The sequence below is a fragment of the Peribacillus cavernae genome, from assembly GCF_003989135.1.
Lineage (GTDB): Bacteria > Bacillota > Bacilli > Bacillales > DSM-1321 > Peribacillus > Peribacillus cavernae.
The window spans coordinates 1-17,129 of record NZ_RYZZ01000024.1 but is presented as its reverse complement, the minus strand read 5'-3'; the positions used below and the strand labels follow the sequence as shown (position 1 = coordinate 17,129).

Here is a 17,129-nt window from a genome sequence, read left to right as displayed (position 1 = left end):
AGAATTGAAGAAACGCGGTCTAATCGTTTCTAGACGACGAATTGGGCGAATTATGCAAGAGCAGGGCCTTGTCTCGGCTTACACCGTAGCTCAATTTAAACCCCATGTGAAGTCATGTAACGAATCAGAACAGAAGAATGAATTAAATCGCAAGTTTGACCAGGAAGATGAAATGTCAGCGATTGTGAGCGATTTGACATACGTAAGAGTCAATCAAAAATGGCATTATGTATGTGTGTTTGTTGACCTCTTTAATCGAGAAATCGTGGGCTGCAGCACAGGACCAAACAAGGATGCATTACTCGTTTATCGTGCGCTGGCCTCCATCAAAGTGGATCTCAATAAAGTGCAAATCTTTCATACGGATCGAGGAAATGAGTTTAAAAATAAACTGATTGACGATGCTTTAGAGACGTTTAAAATTCAGCGTTCTTTAAGTATGAAGGGCTGCCCATATGACAATGCCGTAGCTGAAGCCACGTTTAAAATCATCAAAACTGAGTTTGTTAAGGGACGACATTTTGATAGTTTAGAAGATTTGACAAGAGAACTACACGACTATGTCCACTGGTTTAATTACTTGCGAATTCACGGAACACTTGGTTATGTAAGTCCGATTGATTACGAAAATGCAGACCTTAAGGAATTTGTCTAGTTTAGTGTTGACATACCAAACTTTAACTCTTGTTCTCCACGCTTTTAAAAAGACCTTTTCTAACCAGTTTTCCTTTAGTTCACGATTATGGTCTAATTGATAATTATCTATAAATTCCTTGATCTTAACTATCTTGTGAATATACCTGTCATCTTACCCATACCAAGCTTGAATCATATCTTGCAATTCGATCCCTAAATGATCCTCGCAGAACGTTTCAAATGCCAAAAGAAAAGCCTGAACTTCATTTACAACTCTAAACTCAGCATTCGGCTCTAGTTCTTTACAATTAAATTCATTGAGTATCTTCATGATGGATATTTTTTTGTCGTATTCTAAAAGTTGAATTACAAAGACTGTAACGATATCCCTCGAAGCTTCCATTCTTGCTGTAAAGGCGTTATCTGGTTCATAATAGTTAACCATTGGGCATGACTTTACAAGCTTTTTACGTTGTACTTCATCACCATTAACAAATGTCTTGATAACCATTTTAAAACGGTCATTTGCACTTAACTTTGGATATATCTTGTCGTTCATTTTTTTAAAAGTATTTAAGCTAGTTTTAACACTCATTTATTTGCCCTCTCCCTCCAGTTTTTGCACCACTTCCTTGAGTTGTTCAAGTTCTTCTTGCAAGTCCCCCATTTCTATACTTTTTAGCGTTGTATTTGATAGAGCATTAATGGCCTTTGCTTTCTCATTTGTCATTTCCCCTGTAGTTAATAAGTAATTAATAACCCTGGACAACATTCTCCTAACATCTTGGGGCCGATTCAGCCTTACGTCGTTTTTATACAGTGGCGCCATTTTTTCAATCCTCCCTTTAAAGGCTTTAAATCAACTTATCGAGCTATTATTCTGGTACATTTTTTAGTAAGTTTTAGTACATTTCGTCCTTCTCGGAAAATGAGGAATCGAGAGCAGCTGTTAAAAACCAACCTCAAAATTTATCATGTTTTCCCCTTCTTTTTTATAATGTAATCAAGGTATTGTTCTACTTTGCGAAAAACAAAATCAACCGTGTTGCTGTTAGCTATTATTTTGCTATTTATGATTTTGCGCTGGTTGGGATACTGGGTTTCCCTCCATGCTTCCCAACCGCCTTCAATATACTCAACATAGATACTGCTTACATTACTTAAAGTAACAGTGTAGAGTTCCCCCGGAATGGCAACCATAAAGCCAGCTCGCCATTCATCTCAAGAATAGCTAATATCTCCCTTTTATTATCTCCTATACTGGCAGTAATTGAATCGGGGAGATATTTACCTTTTTTTACACGAATATCATCACCATCTTCTAACAACTCCGCCCCCAACCGTTCAGCTGACTGAATAATGCTTATACAGTCAATCATATAATCAAGTCCTCATTATCTTTATTTTCCAACCCTTGATTTTCACCCACATTACCCACATTTAGTTTAATCTCTTGTCGGTCTTGGTTTTGTAGCGTGGATGCTTCTGGGACACATTGATACACATTACCCACGTTTGGTTTCCCACTGCTTGAGTTATGTGTATTGTGTACTGACAGGGACTCATCATCCACACGTTGTTTTTTCCTCTTTAAAAGGATTTGTGGACTATTGTGGGTATTGTGGGCTCTTTTCCGGGTATCCATAAGGTATGGGTTCACTTCTAAAAAACTTTTCCGGCCATCTTTTTTTCTATGAACAAATCCTCGTTCCTCCAATTCTAACAATGTCGTTTTTAAGTGAACGGCTTTTTTAAATCGTTTCCTGGTAAGGTTTTGAATATCTCTATATTCAATAACAGGCTTATCTTGCCGCTTAATCACATCTAGTAGATACTTTGCATCTTGGTTACCTTGATCGGCTCCCATGCAGCCATAAGCCGCTTTGGCATGTTCAATAAAATACCTAGCTAACTTCTGGGCTTTATTAAATGTTTCTGCTTGTATTTGTTTTGGTATTTGTCCAATGCTTGGCTTATTCTCAGGCAAATCTTGTACATGTTCAGCTACATGGAGTAATCCTGCCACCCGGATAATTTGCCCCGCGTCCTATTCGATCAACAGCGCAATAATCACCACTGAACCCTTTTAAAAATATTTCTAGGTTTGCTTTTCCATCGGAAGCATAACGTCCTGCCATAATGTTAAATATTCCGCCTCCCTCCGCTGACAGCAAGGCCATTTTTTCATTATTCTCGGCCATTAAATCTGCTAGTTTTTCCGGTGTTACATCTTCAGTTATAAGACGTGGAAGGGTTATAATTTTTTGTTCATCAATTTCATTTGTTAAAACACAAATTTCGTTTAACGTAATTTGATCTCCAGTTTTGGCGTATTCCTTTTCAAGATGTTCTAATCTTTTTGTTTAGCTTTCAACTTTGCCTTTTGCTCGGATACTTTCTTGGCTAACCGTTCCCGTTCCTCTTTTTCGTAGTGCGTTACTGGCTCTTGTAACGCTTTAAAAACCGAACTTTTCCGATTACCAGGAGGAAGTGCTAAAATCGTATAGGTGTTTAACGATTCGCTCCATTCCCCTGTTAAGCGAACATAAAATTGTTTGGCTAACGCTGTAGATAATACAGATATAGCCGCCATCCCTGGCGCATCTACAGGAGTCTGTGTCGATTCAGCCACACCCTCCACATAATTACGTAACCATCTTGGGAACACATGCACCGGGAACGGAGGGAGCGTGTAGTCATCAAAGAAGATAGGTTTATGCCATTCTATTTCTTGTTCCTTGTTATGGTGTGCCCTCATAACCTCTTTTGCCGCCTCATATTCCGCCATTAATTCAGCGTTAAGACTCACGTTCCCTTCCTCCCTTCAAGCGCTTTAATTCCCTTTTTAAAATACTCTGGAATGTGGTCTCTATGACTTCAATAGATTCTGGAGGATTATTTCTCTCATTCCATAAAAGCATTAATTCATAGACTATAGGAGCCGCTATCCCATGCCTTAGCAAGTACCCGGAAAGGGAAGCAGCGGACATGTTCCGTTCTCCCTTCACCAACGCCTTGAATGATTTTTATCCAATAGTCGTCTGGTTTTTTTGCAGGTTTTTCTACTACAGGATCAACTATCATCTGTAATAACCAATCGGGCATATAGTATAATGCGACACTAAGCGGTCTACTAGATAACTCCCATTCATATCTTTTCCCACAAGCATGTAGAGAAGGAGCCACCACAATATATCCTCCTTCTCCCCTAACGTCTAATCCAGGTAATATGTTAGTTCGATTCCTAACGTACCCTGGATTTTTAAATAAAATATGGCGACCTCCTTCCCCTGTAATTGCCTGTATCGTTTCAGGAAGCGGTCCATATTGGTTTATTAGTAGATTCAACGAGTCTTCCCCTCCATGTCGAGGATCAATATCTAAAACAACAAATCCACTCTGTTGTCCTGTGGCTATTGCAATGTTGGCATCTGGCCACTTTTTCCACCAGCCATTTATTACATCTAAGTTAGTGGAAGCGGATTTTAAACCGTTTTTTGTACGAGGATGTTTACCAGTACTTTTACAGTTAGGATTATAGCAAGAGCATAACTTCCCTTTTGGTGTATGAAGTGGAAAGACTGACCAATTTAATTTACTTGCATACGCTAGAGCTACTTTCCCGTTCGGTGAGACCCTGTAATTACACATTTCATACCTCCAAATAAATTCATCATTTTAAGTTTTTCTTCATTTCAATCCACTGAAAGAAGTCTTCTTTATCAACACGTTTTGATAAGCCAATACTAAAGCACCTTATTCCACCTGCTTCTTCACTAATTTGCATAAGTTCATATACACGGCGTCTTGATATTCCTAAGTAATCTGCAATATGCTGAGCCGTTAATATATTCGGAAGGCTTTCCATTCCCATAACTTACACCTCCAAATCTAACTTTAATTTTTCAATGACTTTTAAGATTTCTTCCTTTTTGTCTTTGGGTAATTCTTGTCTCAATAATCGGTATAAGGAATTCTCATGAATGCCTAACTTTTCGGCTATGAGCCAATTGGGAACTGAACCTTTAGCTTTTCGAATGTCTTCATTTCTCCTATGGTTTTTCATAATATCCCTCCTTTGTTATTGATTGGTGCTGGTGCTGGTGTTGGTGTTACAATCATTGTATCAAAAAGTTGTTACGTTAATTAACAATAAAAACGCGTATTATCGTAACATACGGTAACAATCTTATAGGAGGAATAAAATGTATAACTATTATCCGTTATCCCATAGTTCAAAAATTAATTTGTATCCAGTAGAACTTGTGTCAATTGAAAACCTAGTTGTCGAGCAGCAAAATTTGGGACCTGGCTCAAAAGAATTGTTAAAGGAAAGTATTAAAAATTGGAGGAAAGCTTCAGGGGAGAATATGTCTTTTGCTTTGAAATTGGCGAGTTTAGAAAGAGATTCCCATCAGATCATTTTTAATAATGATGGTTTGATGGATAAATTCGCTAGTTTAAAAACTATCAAAGATATCGAGGCATTTTCCATGAAGTATGGTTTGTTAGGAATTACACACCCTGATAATCTACAGGTTAATTCCAATTCCCCTGCAATAATGGCTACCTTAGAGCCACCTATTCTCTTTACTAAATATGATTTTAGTGTTTTTGAACCCATTGAATTATGGCAATGGCATATAGATGAAGTTCGAAGAATTCTGAGGTTGTATCATACTGCAAGAAAAGCAAATTCCGAGGAACTTTTATATGAAGTAATTGAGATAAAATTGCATAGTGGAAGGTTTGGTAGTTTAGCGGAAGACAGGGAGATAACAGAACGTTATTTTGTCTATTGGACCAACGGAGAAGTAATTCTTATGCTACCAAAAGAATTTGAAGAAAAGTCCATGCTTGATATTGCCCAATATACATTAGCTAAGATTTTGGAATTGCGTATATCGGGAGGAATCAATTTAGGGCCCGGAGAAGTAATTTCTAATACTTCAACAAAGGAATTTACGATAACGGAACAGCGATATTCTAAGTATTTACTTGCTGCTATTTATTATGACCTCTGGCAGACCATTAACAACTCAAAAAATGTCTACCTTTGTGAAAACAGGAATTGCCGGTTTCCTTTTGTAAAATCCGGGCGCAAAAAATATTGCAATGAGGCTTGTAAGCAAGAAGCATATAGAATACGTATTGTAGAAAAAGGAGGAAAGGAATAAAAATGAGTCATATATATAGACCACGTTGTAAATGCGAAGGTAAGAAATGCAAATGTGGAGCAAGTTGGGCTTACATTGTGGATGTAGGTAAAGACCCTAAAACCGGAAAACGTAAACAAAAGAAAAAAAGCGGTTTCCGGACGAAAAAAGAGGCTGAAGCGGCGGTTGCTATTATTGAAAACGAAATAAATCAAGGCCTTTATGTGAAAGAAAGTGATGTGACATTTGAGGGCTTTGCTTACGAATGGTTATCCCTTTATGAAGGGACTGGAATTGTAAAAGAAAGCACTGTACGTATTCGAATACATGAAATTAAACGGTTATTGGACTATTTTGCTAAGCTAAAATTAAAAGACATCAATAGAAGGCAATACCAAAATGCCTTAAATGACTTAAAGAAAAGAGGATATGCTCAGAACACTATTGAGGGCGCCCATCGAACTGGCAGAATGATCTTTAAAAAAGCAGTAGAATTAGAAATACTAAAAAAGGACCCTACTGAGTATACTCAGGTTCCTAAACAGCAAAAAACTATTGAAGAGTTGGAGGGACGAAGAGGCTTACCAAAATATTTAGAGAAAGAGGAACTCAAGCATTTCCTCCACATAGCAAAAAAGTTTGGAATAGACCAAGATTATCCAATCTTTTTATTACTGGCATATACCGGTGTACGTGCAGGCGAACTCTGCGCTCTGAAGTGGCGTGATATCGATTTTGAAAAACACACAATAAGCATTTCAAAAACATATTACAACCCCACTAACAATAGAAAGGAATACAAGCTTTTAACCCCAAAAACTCCAACAGCGGTACGGATTATTGATGTTGATGAGACTGTGATTAATGAGCTAAACAAGCATAAGTTAGTTCAAAAACAAACAATGATGAAGCATCGAGATATTTACCATAATTATGATTTTGTTTTTGCAAGCATTGATGGGGAACTCCCTGGTTACCCGCTTTATATAAAAAAAATAGAGAACCGCATGAGACGATTATTAAAAATGGCAGAATTAAATCCTGAGCTTACGCCACATTCATTACGTCATACTCATACATCTCTTTTAGCTCAGGCAGGTGTAAGTCTTCCACAAATAATGGAACGATTAGGACACAAGGAAAGATACAACAAAAAATGTATATCTACATGTGACCAAAGAGATGAAAAAAGAGGCTTCCCAAAAGTTCAAAGAACTCATGGAAAGCCTCTAATTCAGACCCTTATTCAAGAAAATGTTACCCTTCTGTTACCCTTTAGGTATTTTCAGAGTATATAAGGGTCTATAAACCCTATTATTACTGGGTTTTAGAGGATATGATTACATCATGCCGCCCATTCCACCCATGCCGCCCATATCAGGCATTGCAGGAGCTGAATTTTCTTCCGGCTTGTCTGCTACAACTGCTTCAGTTGTCAAGAGCATAGCCGCTACAGAACCAGCGTTTTGTAGTGCAGAGCGAGTTACTTTAGTTGGGTCCACGATACCAGCTTCGATCATGTTTACCCATTCGCCAGTAGCTGCATTGAAACCAGTGCCGACTGCTTCGTGTTTTAGGCGTTCAACAATAACAGACCCTTCAAGGCCGGCATTGTGAGCGATTTGGCGTACAGGTTCTTCGATCGCACGTAGGACGATGTTAACACCTGTTGCTTGGTCGCCTTCTGCTTGGATAGAAGCTACTTTATTGTATACGTTTAGAAGAGCTGTACCACCACCGGCAACGATTCCTTCTTCAACTGCAGCACGAGTGGAGTTTAATGCGTCTTCAATGCGAAGCTTGCGTTCTTTTAATTCTGTTTCGGTAGCAGCTCCAACCTTGATTACCGCTACACCGCCAGCTAACTTAGCAAGGCGTTCTTGTAACTTTTCACGATCAAATTCGGAAGTAGTTTCTTCTAATTGAACGCGGATTTGGCTAACGCGTGCCTGGATTCCGGCAGGTTCGCCTGCACCCTCAATAATTGTTGTGTTTTCTTTTGATACAACGATTTTAGAAGCGCGGCCTAAAGATTCAATTGTAGCCGATTTAAGGTCAAGTCCTACTTCTTCAGTAATCACTTCACCGCCTGTTAATGCAGCGATGTCTTCAAGCATAGCTTTACGGCGGTCACCGAATCCAGGAGCTTTTACAGCTACTGCATTAAATGTTCCGCGCAGCTTGTTCACAACAAGAGTTGCCAATGCTTCCCCTTCAACATCTTCAGCAATCATCAATAGCGGCTTGCCTTGTTGAACAACTTGTTCAAGAACAGGAAGGATTTCCTGGATGTTAGTGATTTTCTTATCAGTAATTAAGATATAAGGATTTTCTAGGACAGCTTCCATTTTATCGGAATCAGTCACCATATATGGAGATGCATATCCACGGTCGAATTGCATACCTTCTACAACGTCAAGCTCAGTTGTAAACCCTTTGGATTCTTCAATTGTGATAACGCCATCGTTGCCAACGCGTTCCATCGCCTCAGCGATCAACTGTCCAACTTCTTCGTCGGAAGAAGAAATAGCGGCAACCTGTGCGATAGAATCTTTGCCTTCAATTGGTTTAGAAATGGCTTGTAATTCTTCAATTGCAGCTGTAACCGCTTTTTCGATCCCTTTTCGGATACCCATTGGGTTGGCGCCTGCCGTTACGTTTTTAAGGCCTTCACGGATCATTGCTTGAGCAAGGACCGTCGCAGTTGTCGTACCATCACCGGCAACGTCGTTTGTTTTGCTGGCAACTTCTGCTACAAGTTTTGCTCCCATGTTTTCGAAAGCATCTTCTAATTCAATTTCTTTCGCAATTGTTACACCGTCATTGGTGATTAGCGGTGAACCAAATTTTTTCTCAAGAACCACGTTGCGTCCTTTTGGTCCGAGAGTTACTTTTACCGCGTTCGCAAGGGCATCCACCCCGCGAAGCATGGAACGTCGAGCTTCTTCACTAAATTTAATATCTTTAGCCATTTATGAATACCTCCCAATCGTTTTAGAAAAATTTTTTCATTATATCTAAGTATGTGTGTGGATTTAGCCGATAACAGCTAAGATGTCGCTTTCACGTAAAATTAAGTATTCATTTCCTTCATATTTCACTTCGGTGCCAGCATATTTTGAGAAGATAATTAGATCGCCTTGTGCAACCTCCAAAGCGACATGCTCGCCGTTTTCAAGCACGCGGCCAGATCCAACAGCTACAACCTTGCCTTCTTGAGGTTTCTCTTGGGCAGTATCAGGTAAAACAATACCGCTTGCCGTTTTTTCTTCAGATGGAACTAGTTCAATTACAACACGATCACCTAATGGTTTTAACAAGTGAAACAACCTCCTCAAATTCTAATGATTAATTGTTTTTGTGAATTGTTAGCACTCATCACTCCCGAGTGCTAACAACAATTATAATATTAAATAAATCAGCCGTTTTTTGCAAGTATCTATAGAAAAAAATTTCGCATTAATTTATGCGATAACAAGGGGATACTATATCATGATAGCTAATCAACGTATCGAATACAAAAAAAAGAATATGATCAAAGCTTAAATTGGAGTTCTTTTCTATTTTTTGTTACGCTTTAAGTTAAGGGATTGCTTTAAGCCTTTTACACAACCGCTTTTACTCGAGATACAACATGCATTGTACTCATTTTCAAACCGATTATTCAAGTACAATGGAAAAAGCAAGGCAAACATTCGGCTAAAGGAGAAATATTATTTGAAAAGAGAGTATTGGTTTGTCATTATCACCTATATCGTAATGCAATTATCCAGCATCATCGGCGTGCCCATTCTGGCGGTTATCGGGACGATGATGGGATTTCCTGCAGATGAGGTCCGAGTAAAATCAGGGGCATATTGGATTGTCTTCAGTTTTTTTGCAGCCCTTATTCTCGTAGTATTTTTCATGCGCAAGGATATGAAGGACAATATAAATGCGCGGAATCAAGCTTCCATAACTGCTTCAGCTGTGTGGACGATTGCCGGCGTTTTTTTGGCCCTGTTTTCGCAATCGATTGCAGGGGTAATTGAACAGATGATCGGGATTGATCCTGGTTCCGAAAATACCCAACAAATCCTGTCGCTTATCGAACAAGTACCTCTGGTGATCTTTGTAAGTTCGGTGATCGGCCCGATTCTAGAGGAGATTATTTTCCGAAAAATAATCTTCGGATCGCTTTATAAGCGCTACAACTTTTTTATTTCAGCATTAGTCAGTTCAGTCATTTTCGGCCTTGCCCATTTCGAATTGGTTCACATCCTCTTGTATTCAGCCATGGGTTTTACCTTTGCTTTTTTATATGTGAAAACAAAACGGATTATCGTTCCCATACTGGCTCATATCTCCATGAATACATTGGTCGTTATTTTTCAATCGGTTTATCAGGATGATATAGAAAAAATGATGAGGGAAATGGAAACTATACAAGGCTTTATCGGAGGTTTACTATGAGACGTTCACCAATAACTGCTGGATTTTTTTACATGGCATTAGGTGTACTGTTCACTGTTTTTGCCGTTCAGGAAGTTTCCAGCTCAGGCTGGGGATTCCTTTCCTATGTGTTTGTTCTCCTGGCCACGCTTGACTTTGGCTCAGGAATACGTATGGTCATGCTCCACCTCAAAATCAAGTCTAGCGAAAATAAAAAGAAGTAAACAAAACGCTGCCATCAAAAAGGCAGCGTTTGTTTGTTAGATCTGTTATTCCGCAGTGACCGGGTAATGCTTCAAAAAGTACACTAACGATTGAAGCTCTACAGCCAGATCAATATGATGGATGCGTATCGTTGAGGGGACATTCAGCCTCGCTGGGGTGAAATTGAGTATGCCCTTTATGTCCGCCTGGATCAATCGGTCTGTAATCGACTGGGCAGCCGGGGCAGGCACGGTTAAAATGGCAACCGTCACGTTTTCCTCCTGAAGCCTTGTTTCAATTTCAGCCATGTGATAAACAGGTACATTGCCTATTTCACTTCCAACTTTATTTTCATCCACATCAAAAGCCAGTTCAATTTTTGTATTATTATTTTTCAAAAAATTATAATGCAAAAAGGCAGTTCCTAAGTTACCTACTCCTATCAGAGCCACTTTTGTTAATTCATCTTGATCAAGCGTTTTCCTAAAGAAAGAAAGCAGATAATTCACATTATAACCATAGCCTTTTTTTCCAAGTGCCCCAAAATAAGAAAAATCTCTTCTGATCGTCGCGGAATCCACCTTTACTGCTTCACTCAGCTCGGCAGAAGAAACCCTTTGTTTTCCTGATGAATGCAGATTTTTTAAGAACCGATAATATAGTGGTAGCCTTTTTGCAGTTGCTTGCGGAATCCTAACTTGTTCTTGATTCATTTTTCTCCCCCGCTTTCGAGCTTTCCTCTTTACATAGATGGTTTATTCCGTTTGTTTGATTTGCCGTTTATAATCGGGGCTTGATACTCCGCCAGTCTTTTCCACTAAATAGGTGGGTCCGATGATCATTCCCTTATCAATGGCCTTGCACATATCATAGACGGTCAGTGCTGTTACCGCAGCTGCTGTTAGCGCTTCCATTTCCACACCTGTACTTCCTTTAGTCATCGCTGTTACGGTAATGCCCAGCTTGTGGCCATTTTCTTCTTTATTCCATTGAAAAGAAATATTGACACCCGAAAGTGGAATAGGATGGCACATCGGGATGATTCCAGAAGTATTCTTGCTTGCCATGATGCCAGCGACCTGTGCTACCGCAAGAACATCACCCTTTTTCATTGTATTCGCAGCAATCCTTTCGTATATTTCTTCATTCAACAATATACTCGATTGCGCTGTGGCAGTCCGAACTGTTTCAGGCTTATGGCTTACATCAACCATTTTTGCTCTGCCTTGCTCGTTAAAATGCGTAAATTCGACCATAAAAAAACACCTCTTATAGTAATCATACACTATTTTCCCCTGTTTGTGTCCAGGATTGTTGGAAGTTTCACATAATCACCTCTGTTGCCGTTAGAGTCCTGAATACGTTACACTAGCTATATTGCAACTCGAGGTGATAACAATGATTTTGTTACAAATCAATCAAATAACAAAATATTATGGTGCTGAACTTATCTTATCTAATATGAAGCTTGAAGTACAAAATAAAGACAGAATTGCATTAGTAGGTCGAAATGGTGCTGGTAAATCCACGCTACTAAAAATCATCGCCGGGCAGCTTTCCTATGACAGCGGGGAAATGATCCGTCCGAAGGGTGTGAAAATCGGTTACCTGGCACAGGATACAGGGCTTGAATCTAATCTTTCGATATGGGATGAGATGCTAACTGTTTTCACTGACCTTCTACAACAGGAAAAAGAGTTAAGAAGGCTTGAAGAGACAATGGCAGATTCAAATATACTTGAGAATGACGTTTTTTATCAGAAGGTGTTGAAGGAATACGATGAACAGCAAATTGCCTTCAAGGAACAAGGCGGCTACCAATTCGAAGCCGATATCCGCTCTGTTCTCCACGGCCTTCAGTTCGCTGGTTATGATATCTCTACCCCTATTTCTGCATTAAGCGGCGGACAGAAAACAAGGCTCGCCCTTGGTAAACTTCTTCTGACAAAACCGGATATCTTAATACTTGATGAACCAACCAACCATTTAGATATAGCAACGCTTTCCTGGCTTGAGCAGTATCTCCAGGGCTACCACGGGGCTGTACTGATTGTGTCGCATGATCGTTACTTTCTGGATAAAGTGGTCAACCAGGTTTATGAAATTTCACGAAATGCCAGCAAAAAATTTCATGGCAACTACAGTGCTTATTTAGTTAAAAAAGCAGAAGATTACGAGCATGAAATGAAGCAATATGAAAAACAGCAAGGAGAGATTGAGAAGCTTCGTGATTTTGTCCAAAAAAATATTACCAGGGCTTCAACCACAAAACGCGCACAGAGCCGAAGAAAACAGCTAGAAAAGATGGAAATTATCGACCGGCCGCACGGCGATGAAAAGTCAGCCTCTTTTTCTTTTGACATTGAGCGGCAAAGCGGCAATGAAGTACTGAATATTACCAATTTGGCCATCGGCTATGAAAGCCAGACTGTTTCCAAGCAGATTGCTATGAGAATAACAAAGGGTGACAGCATTGCCTTAGTTGGGCCAAATGGTGTGGGGAAATCCACTCTGCTAAAAACACTCATCGGCAAGCTGGCACCGATCAGTGGTGAATTTCGTTTTGGGACGAATGTTCAGATAAGCTACTATGATCAAGAACAAGCAGAACTCATTTCCAATAAACGCGTATTGAATGAACTGTGGGACGAACACCCGCTTAAACCAGAAAAGGAAATACGTACCATTTTGGGGAATTTCCTTTTTTCTGGGGATGACGTTTTAAAAACGGTATCCACTTTAAGCGGCGGTGAGAAAGCGCGTCTTGCCCTGGCCAAATTGATGATGGAAAAAGCGAATCTGTTAATATTGGACGAGCCTACTAACCATCTCGATCTTGATAGCAAAATCGTACTTGAAAATGCACTGGTTGATTATCCAGGGACGATTCTATTCGTTTCTCATGACAGATACTTCATTAACCGAATCGCTACCAAAGTTATCGAGCTTTCTAAAGACAGTAGCGAGGAATTCTTAGGTGACTACGATTATTATCTAGAAAAGAAGCAAGAACAGGCCGAAATAAAAGAGCTAGAAGAAGCTGCAAAAGACAGCAGAACCGCCAAAAGTAACAAAAAAACAAATCATAAAATAGATAAAGAAGCAAAGAAATTGGAACGGCAGCGAACACGGCGCTTAGAAGAAATTGAACTGACAATGGAGAAACTCGAAAGTGAGATTCAGGAATATAACGAAACCCTTACAAGTCCGGAAGTTTTTCAAGATCATGAAAAAGTTTTAGAGGTGCAGAAAAAGTTAGAAAAGACTCAGGCCGAACTTGATTTATTGATGGAAGAATGGGCGGAACTTGAGGAAATGATCTAATTGATAACGGAGTCTTAGAAGGCTCCGTTTTTTTAGATATCAACAAATTATCCACTGACTTATTAACATAGCAAAGGTTATGTTAACAGCTACGAGAAAATTGATCCACATTATCCACAGGTTTAATCCTAATTATCCACAAATCGCAGGGTTATTCACAGAATGAGTGAGCTTAAATATGGTTATCCACAAAAAAAGCCTGCTCCTCGGAACAGACTTAATTGAATGATTGTTCTATATCCAAGCCTGGATTTCCATTTAGGGCAAGGCTGGATCTCTTTCCTTTTTGAAATAGCATGCTTCCGGCAGCACCGATCATTGCCGCATTATCCGTACATAAATATAATGGCGGAATAACAAGCTCTACATCAGTAAATTCCTCAAAGGCGCCGGATAACGCCGCACGAAGGCCTTTATTAGCCGCAACACCCCCGGCAAGCATTACCTGCCTTACATGATACGCCTTTGCCGCCCGCAAAGTTTTCGTAACAAGTACATCAATCACACTTTCCTGGAAGCTGGCCGCGAGAACCGCCGGCTCTATTTTTTCGCCTCGCTGCTCAGCATTGTGCAGCGTATTAATAACGGCAGACTTTAAGCCGCTAAAGCTAAAATCATATGTACCTTCCAGCCAGGCGCGGGGAAGGTTTAAGCCAGGGGTTCCTTCATGGGCAAGCCGGTCGATATGGGGTCCGCCGGGATAGGGAAGATTCAAAGTTCGCGCAACCTTGTCATAAGCCTCACCAGCGGCATCATCCCTGGTTTCGCCGATTACTGTAAATTCCCCATGCGCTTCCATTAATACAAGCTCGGTATGGCCGCCTGATACGACCAATGACAATGAAGGGAATTTCAATTCCGTTACCAGACGGTTAGCATAAATATGACCAGCAATATGATGGACACCAACTAGAGGGATATTGTGTGCAAACGCAATGGCCTTTGCTGCATTTACCCCGATTAACAGGGCCCCAACCAGGCCGGGGCCTTCCGTGACAGCAATAGCATCGATATCTTCATACGTAATCCCTGCCTGTGTGAGCGCTTCTTCAAGTACAATCGTCATCTGCTCAACATGATGCCTCGATGCGATCTCAGGTACCACACCGCCAAACCGCTTATGGCTCTCGATTTGGGAAGCTACTGCATTGCTTAGGATTTCCGTACCGTTTTTAATGACTGCAGCCGCCGTTTCATCACAGCTTGTCTCAATGCCCAAAATAAGTTGATCTTTTTCCACTATATATTCACCCACATTACATAAGCATCTTCTAGATTATCCGTGTAATAATTTCTGCGGATACCGCCTTTTTGGAAACCCAGCTTCTTATATAGCGATTGTGCCGCTACGTTGCTAACCCTAACTTCCAGCGTCATCCTGATCACTCCCATGCTCCTCGAGAGCTCTATCATTTTCAATAATAAAGCCTCACCCAACTTCTTACCTCTATATTCCGGCAAAACTGCTATATTTGTGATATGTGCTTCATCAATAACAATCCATGCTCCGCAATACCCTGCAATTTTCCCGCCATCTTCCAATACAAGATACTTGGCAAACTGGTTATGATACAACTCATTGTAAAACGCTTCCCTGCTCCATGGTAAAGAAAATGACTGTCTTTCCACAATCATTACTTGATCAATATCTTCTTCTCTCATAAACCGAAATGTCATTGTTTTACTCATCGCAATCGGTCTCTTCCTTTATGTGTAGTTTTGATTATCGTATGCATTTATCTCCCTTGCTGCTCCAGCCATTTTGCCTCCGCTTCTGCCATACGGACATAGTTGGGTACGAAATGGTGGATTTCCTCTTCCGGTTTATCCATCCCTAATAAAGCCAGTTCCCCCGGTCTTGGATTATATAAGGCCGTTGGGGCAAAAAAAGCCAAATCGCTTAGCATGCCTTGTAAAGCTTCATTATGCAGGGCAACATCGCTGCCTATAAACAAAACAGGCCGATCATAACCTTTTAACCGCTTAGCCCAATCAGAAGCCAAAATGTTTGTATCCTCCAGTACCGTTTCAAGACTGTTGCCCTTATGTTCGTATAATCCAGTATAAATCTGTCCTCTTCTTGCATCGAATAATGGCGAGACAAGTCCGTTAAAATAACGGCCGTTTGCTGCCAGGGATTCTAAACTCGAAATCCCAGTTAAAGGAATTTTGAGTGTCCATGCAAGCGTTTTGGCAATGGTAACACCGATACGAACACCGGTATAAGAGCCCGGTCCCCTGGCTACGACAATTTTTTCGAGATCAGAAGGCTTTGTATCACAATCCCTTAGCAATGTTTCAATTGCAGGCATTACCCGCAATGAATGGTTCTTCTTTAGATTCGTTATATATTCTCCAATCACATTATCTTTTTCAGCCAGGGCGATGCCTAAAGCAAAATTGGAAGTATCGATCGCTAGTACCTTCATTAAACAATCTCCTTACATAAACTCACATATCTTTCACCATGCGGTTCGAGAACAAAGCGCCTGCTCGTATCGCCATTGCGAAAAATATAAATAACTAAGAGATCCTCGGGTAGTTGGTCTTTTATTAGATGAGCCCACTCAATAACCGTAACACCCTCACCCTCAAAATATTCCTCAAAGCCTAAATCCTCTTCTGCATTACTTACCCGGTACACATCCATATGATATAAAGGAATTCTGCCGCGATATTCTTTTATAATCGTAAAAGTAGGGCTGTTGACGTTTCTTGTAACACCAAGTCCCGATGCAATCCCTTTCGTAAAGGCAGTTTTCCCGGCTCCTAAATCTCCTTCCAGTGCAATAACGTCCCCAGATGTAAGTCTAGCAGCCAGGTTTTCCGCAAATTGTACCGTCTCTTCTTCATTAGCCGAGATGATCTCGAATTGCTGCATACATTCTTCACCTTTTATTTATATTCAAGATATTATGTTATAAAAAAACCTCAGGGTTCCATGCTGAGGAATTTATGTTTGTATTTAGTTTACCTTTTTTTACGTAAAGAAACAAACCAAGTATATTGAAGCAAAAAAAAAAGACGAAACCAAGTTTCGCTTTTTCATGATTGCGGGGACAGGATTTGAACCTGCGACCTTCGGGTTATGAGCCCGACGAGCTACCAGACTGCTCCACCCCGCGACGGTAATAATGATGCAATTTTACTTATGCGTACATCTTTCTTTGACTGTCCTGATCTCAGCAAGCTAAATCAAGAAGCATCTCGATCAGTACGACTCGCAGTTTATTCGGTGAAGTATTGCTCGTTGCTCCACCCCGCGACGGTAATAATGATGTTTATATTTGATACATATTTAGCTTATGCTGTTATTAGAAAAATATACATCCAATAAAAACATATGCTTGGCGACGTCCTACTCTCACAGGGGGAGAT

23 protein-coding genes, 1 tRNA gene and 1 pseudogene are annotated in these 17,129 nt (G+C 40.2%); 6 read left to right on the top strand and 19 right to left on the bottom strand.

Features of this window, described 5'->3' with window-relative positions; genetic code table 11:
* The coding region (locus ELQ35_RS15635; RefSeq protein WP_126865849.1) for an IS3 family transposase at positions 1 to 655 on the top strand (655 nt) is incomplete at its 5' end.
* A 153-nt stretch (positions 656 to 808) separates the two neighbouring features.
* On the opposite strand, the gene ELQ35_RS15630 is transcribed toward ELQ35_RS15635, so the two are convergent.
* The 10 genes from ELQ35_RS15630 to ELQ35_RS15590 form a co-directional block, all read right to left on the bottom strand.
* A complete protein-coding gene (locus tag ELQ35_RS15630) occupies positions 809 to 1,231 on the bottom strand; it encodes a hypothetical protein (protein WP_126865847.1) in 423 nt (140 codons plus the stop codon).
* Positions 1,232 to 1,465, bottom strand: a complete 234-nt coding sequence (locus ELQ35_RS15625) for a hypothetical protein (protein ID WP_126865846.1) — start codon at positions 1,463 to 1,465, stop codon at positions 1,232 to 1,234.
* Positions 1,466 to 1,796: 331 nt separating this feature from the next.
* On the bottom strand, positions 1,797 to 1,964 hold the full coding sequence (locus ELQ35_RS22680; protein WP_185861795.1) for a hypothetical protein: 168 nt from the start codon (positions 1,962 to 1,964) through the stop codon (positions 1,797 to 1,799).
* Between the two features lie 47 nt (positions 1,965 to 2,011).
* Complete coding sequence (locus ELQ35_RS15620; protein WP_281278131.1) at positions 2,012 to 2,668, bottom strand: DUF3987 domain-containing protein; 657 nt, start codon at positions 2,666 to 2,668, stop codon at positions 2,012 to 2,014.
* Positions 2,637 to 2,933, bottom strand: a complete 297-nt coding sequence (locus ELQ35_RS23780) for a DUF3987 domain-containing protein (protein ID WP_425466834.1) — start codon at positions 2,931 to 2,933, stop codon at positions 2,637 to 2,639. The genes ELQ35_RS15620 and ELQ35_RS23780 overlap by 32 nt, the downstream gene beginning before the upstream one ends.
* Before the next feature lie 53 nt (positions 2,934 to 2,986).
* Positions 2,987 to 3,445: a DUF3987 domain-containing protein gene (locus ELQ35_RS15610; RefSeq protein WP_126865840.1), complete on the bottom strand. Its 459-nt coding sequence runs from the start codon at positions 3,443 to 3,445 to the stop codon at positions 2,987 to 2,989.
* Positions 3,435 to 3,626 carry a primase C-terminal domain-containing protein gene (locus ELQ35_RS23775; protein WP_126865838.1) on the bottom strand — a complete coding sequence of 64 codons (192 nt, stop codon included), beginning with the start codon at positions 3,624 to 3,626 and terminating at the stop codon, positions 3,435 to 3,437. The genes ELQ35_RS15610 and ELQ35_RS23775 overlap by 11 nt, the downstream gene beginning before the upstream one ends.
* The gene (locus tag ELQ35_RS15600) at positions 3,562 to 4,287 is read right to left on the bottom strand and encodes a bifunctional DNA primase/polymerase (protein ID WP_126865836.1); all 726 of its coding nucleotides are present in this window, start codon (positions 4,285 to 4,287) and stop codon (positions 3,562 to 3,564) included. The genes ELQ35_RS23775 and ELQ35_RS15600 overlap by 65 nt, the downstream gene beginning before the upstream one ends.
* A gap of 22 nt (positions 4,288 to 4,309) precedes the next feature.
* Positions 4,310 to 4,510, bottom strand: coding sequence for a helix-turn-helix domain-containing protein (locus ELQ35_RS15595; RefSeq protein WP_126865834.1), 201 nt, complete (start codon positions 4,508 to 4,510; stop codon positions 4,310 to 4,312).
* 3 nt (positions 4,511 to 4,513) lie between these two features.
* The gene (locus tag ELQ35_RS15590) at positions 4,514 to 4,702 is read right to left on the bottom strand and encodes a hypothetical protein (protein WP_185861793.1); all 189 of its coding nucleotides are present in this window, start codon (positions 4,700 to 4,702) and stop codon (positions 4,514 to 4,516) included.
* Positions 4,703 to 4,841: 139 nt separating this feature from the next.
* Between ELQ35_RS15590 and ELQ35_RS15585 the strand changes: the two genes are divergently transcribed.
* Together ELQ35_RS15585 and ELQ35_RS15580 are read left to right on the top strand one after the other, a co-directional pair.
* On the top strand, positions 4,842 to 5,813 hold the full coding sequence (locus ELQ35_RS15585) for a hypothetical protein (RefSeq protein WP_126865830.1): 972 nt from the start codon (positions 4,842 to 4,844) through the stop codon (positions 5,811 to 5,813).
* Between the two features lie 2 nt (positions 5,814 to 5,815).
* A pseudogene (locus tag ELQ35_RS15580) lies at positions 5,816 to 7,025 on the top strand (tyrosine-type recombinase/integrase).
* A 107-nt stretch (positions 7,026 to 7,132) separates the two neighbouring features.
* On the opposite strand, the gene groL reads toward ELQ35_RS15580, so the two are convergent.
* Together groL and groES are read right to left on the bottom strand one after the other, a co-directional pair.
* Positions 7,133 to 8,764: a chaperonin GroEL gene (gene groL, locus ELQ35_RS15575; RefSeq protein WP_126865828.1), complete on the bottom strand. Its 1,632-nt coding sequence runs from the start codon at positions 8,762 to 8,764 to the stop codon at positions 7,133 to 7,135.
* Positions 8,765 to 8,827: 63 nt separating this feature from the next.
* Positions 8,828 to 9,112, bottom strand: a complete 285-nt coding sequence (gene groES, locus ELQ35_RS15570; protein ID WP_126865826.1) for a co-chaperone GroES — start codon at positions 9,110 to 9,112, stop codon at positions 8,828 to 8,830.
* A gap of 397 nt (positions 9,113 to 9,509) precedes the next feature.
* Between groES and ELQ35_RS15565 the strand changes: the two genes are divergently transcribed.
* Together ELQ35_RS15565 and ELQ35_RS15560 are read left to right on the top strand one after the other, a co-directional pair.
* Positions 9,510 to 10,244 carry a CPBP family intramembrane glutamic endopeptidase gene (locus tag ELQ35_RS15565; RefSeq protein WP_126865824.1) on the top strand — a complete coding sequence of 245 codons (735 nt, stop codon included), beginning with the start codon at positions 9,510 to 9,512 and terminating at the stop codon, positions 10,242 to 10,244.
* On the top strand, positions 10,241 to 10,447 hold the full coding sequence (locus tag ELQ35_RS15560; protein ID WP_126865822.1) for a YdiK family protein: 207 nt from the start codon (positions 10,241 to 10,243) through the stop codon (positions 10,445 to 10,447). Before ELQ35_RS15565 ends, ELQ35_RS15560 begins: the two co-directional genes overlap by 4 nt.
* 45 nt (positions 10,448 to 10,492) lie before the next feature.
* Here ELQ35_RS15560 and ELQ35_RS15555 read toward each other — a convergent pair whose 3' ends face one another.
* Both ELQ35_RS15555 and moaC read right to left on the bottom strand, forming a co-directional pair.
* A complete protein-coding gene (locus tag ELQ35_RS15555) occupies positions 10,493 to 11,140 on the bottom strand; it encodes a redox-sensing transcriptional repressor Rex (protein WP_126865820.1) in 648 nt (215 codons plus the stop codon).
* Positions 11,141 to 11,182: 42 nt separating this feature from the next.
* On the bottom strand, positions 11,183 to 11,683 hold the full coding sequence (moaC, locus tag ELQ35_RS15550) for a cyclic pyranopterin monophosphate synthase MoaC (protein WP_126865818.1): 501 nt from the start codon (positions 11,681 to 11,683) through the stop codon (positions 11,183 to 11,185).
* A gap of 142 nt (positions 11,684 to 11,825) precedes the next feature.
* On the opposite strand from moaC, the gene ELQ35_RS15545 reads away from it, so the two are divergent.
* Positions 11,826 to 13,751, top strand: a complete 1,926-nt coding sequence (locus ELQ35_RS15545) for an ABC-F family ATP-binding cassette domain-containing protein (RefSeq protein WP_126865816.1) — start codon at positions 11,826 to 11,828, stop codon at positions 13,749 to 13,751.
* Positions 13,752 to 13,968: 217 nt separating this feature from the next.
* Here ELQ35_RS15545 and tsaD read toward each other — a convergent pair whose 3' ends face one another.
* From tsaD to ELQ35_RS15520, 5 genes are all read right to left on the bottom strand, one after another.
* Positions 13,969 to 14,991: a tRNA (adenosine(37)-N6)-threonylcarbamoyltransferase complex transferase subunit TsaD gene (tsaD, locus tag ELQ35_RS15540; RefSeq protein WP_126865814.1), complete on the bottom strand. Its 1,023-nt coding sequence runs from the start codon at positions 14,989 to 14,991 to the stop codon at positions 13,969 to 13,971.
* Positions 14,991 to 15,440, bottom strand: coding sequence for a ribosomal protein S18-alanine N-acetyltransferase (gene rimI / locus ELQ35_RS15535; protein ID WP_126865812.1), 450 nt, complete (start codon positions 15,438 to 15,440; stop codon positions 14,991 to 14,993). Before rimI ends, tsaD begins: the two co-directional genes overlap by 1 nt.
* A gap of 47 nt (positions 15,441 to 15,487) precedes the next feature.
* Positions 15,488 to 16,180 (bottom strand): tRNA (adenosine(37)-N6)-threonylcarbamoyltransferase complex dimerization subunit type 1 TsaB, encoded by a 693-nt coding sequence (tsaB, locus tag ELQ35_RS15530; RefSeq protein WP_126865810.1) that lies wholly within the window; start codon positions 16,178 to 16,180, stop codon positions 15,488 to 15,490.
* The gene (tsaE, locus tag ELQ35_RS15525; protein WP_126865808.1) at positions 16,180 to 16,632 is read right to left on the bottom strand and encodes a tRNA (adenosine(37)-N6)-threonylcarbamoyltransferase complex ATPase subunit type 1 TsaE; all 453 of its coding nucleotides are present in this window, start codon (positions 16,630 to 16,632) and stop codon (positions 16,180 to 16,182) included. The genes tsaB and tsaE overlap by 1 nt, the downstream gene beginning before the upstream one ends.
* Positions 16,633 to 16,802: 170 nt before the next feature.
* Positions 16,803 to 16,876: transfer RNA gene (locus ELQ35_RS15520), tRNA-Met, on the bottom strand.
* Between the last annotated feature and the right edge of the window lie 253 nt (positions 16,877 to 17,129).

Excerpts from the sequence above, each read along its gene's own strand:
- ELQ35_RS15630 (WP_126865847.1), bottom strand. The coding sequence starts at position 1,231 with ATGAGTGTTAAAACTAGCTTAAATACTTTTAAAAAAATGAACGACAAG.
- ELQ35_RS15625 (WP_126865846.1), bottom strand. The coding sequence starts at position 1,465 with ATGGCGCCACTGTATAAAAACGACGTAAGGCTGAATCGGCCCCAAGAT.
- ELQ35_RS23775 (WP_126865838.1), bottom strand. The coding sequence starts at position 3,626 with ATGTCCGCTGCTTCCCTTTCCGGGTACTTGCTAAGGCATGGGATAGCG.
- ELQ35_RS15600 (WP_126865836.1), bottom strand. The coding sequence starts at position 4,287 with ATGTGTAATTACAGGGTCTCACCGAACGGGAAAGTAGCTCTAGCGTAT.
- ELQ35_RS15595 (WP_126865834.1), bottom strand. The coding sequence starts at position 4,510 with ATGGGAATGGAAAGCCTTCCGAATATATTAACGGCTCAGCATATTGCA.
- ELQ35_RS15590 (WP_185861793.1), bottom strand. The coding sequence starts at position 4,702 with ATGAAAAACCATAGGAGAAATGAAGACATTCGAAAAGCTAAAGGTTCA.
- ELQ35_RS15585 (WP_126865830.1), top strand. The coding sequence starts at position 4,842 with ATGTATAACTATTATCCGTTATCCCATAGTTCAAAAATTAATTTGTAT.
- groL (WP_126865828.1), bottom strand. The coding sequence starts at position 8,764 with ATGGCTAAAGATATTAAATTTAGTGAAGAAGCTCGACGTTCCATGCTT.
- ELQ35_RS15560 (WP_126865822.1), top strand. The coding sequence starts at position 10,241 with ATGAGACGTTCACCAATAACTGCTGGATTTTTTTACATGGCATTAGGT.
- ELQ35_RS15555 (WP_126865820.1), bottom strand. The coding sequence starts at position 11,140 with ATGAATCAAGAACAAGTTAGGATTCCGCAAGCAACTGCAAAAAGGCTA.
- moaC (WP_126865818.1), bottom strand. The coding sequence starts at position 11,683 with ATGGTCGAATTTACGCATTTTAACGAGCAAGGCAGAGCAAAAATGGTT.
- ELQ35_RS15545 (WP_126865816.1), top strand. The coding sequence starts at position 11,826 with ATGATTTTGTTACAAATCAATCAAATAACAAAATATTATGGTGCTGAA.
- rimI (WP_126865812.1), bottom strand. The coding sequence starts at position 15,440 with ATGAGTAAAACAATGACATTTCGGTTTATGAGAGAAGAAGATATTGAT.
- tsaB (WP_126865810.1), bottom strand. The coding sequence starts at position 16,180 with ATGAAGGTACTAGCGATCGATACTTCCAATTTTGCTTTAGGCATCGCC.
- tsaE (WP_126865808.1), bottom strand. The coding sequence starts at position 16,632 with ATGCAGCAATTCGAGATCATCTCGGCTAATGAAGAAGAGACGGTACAA.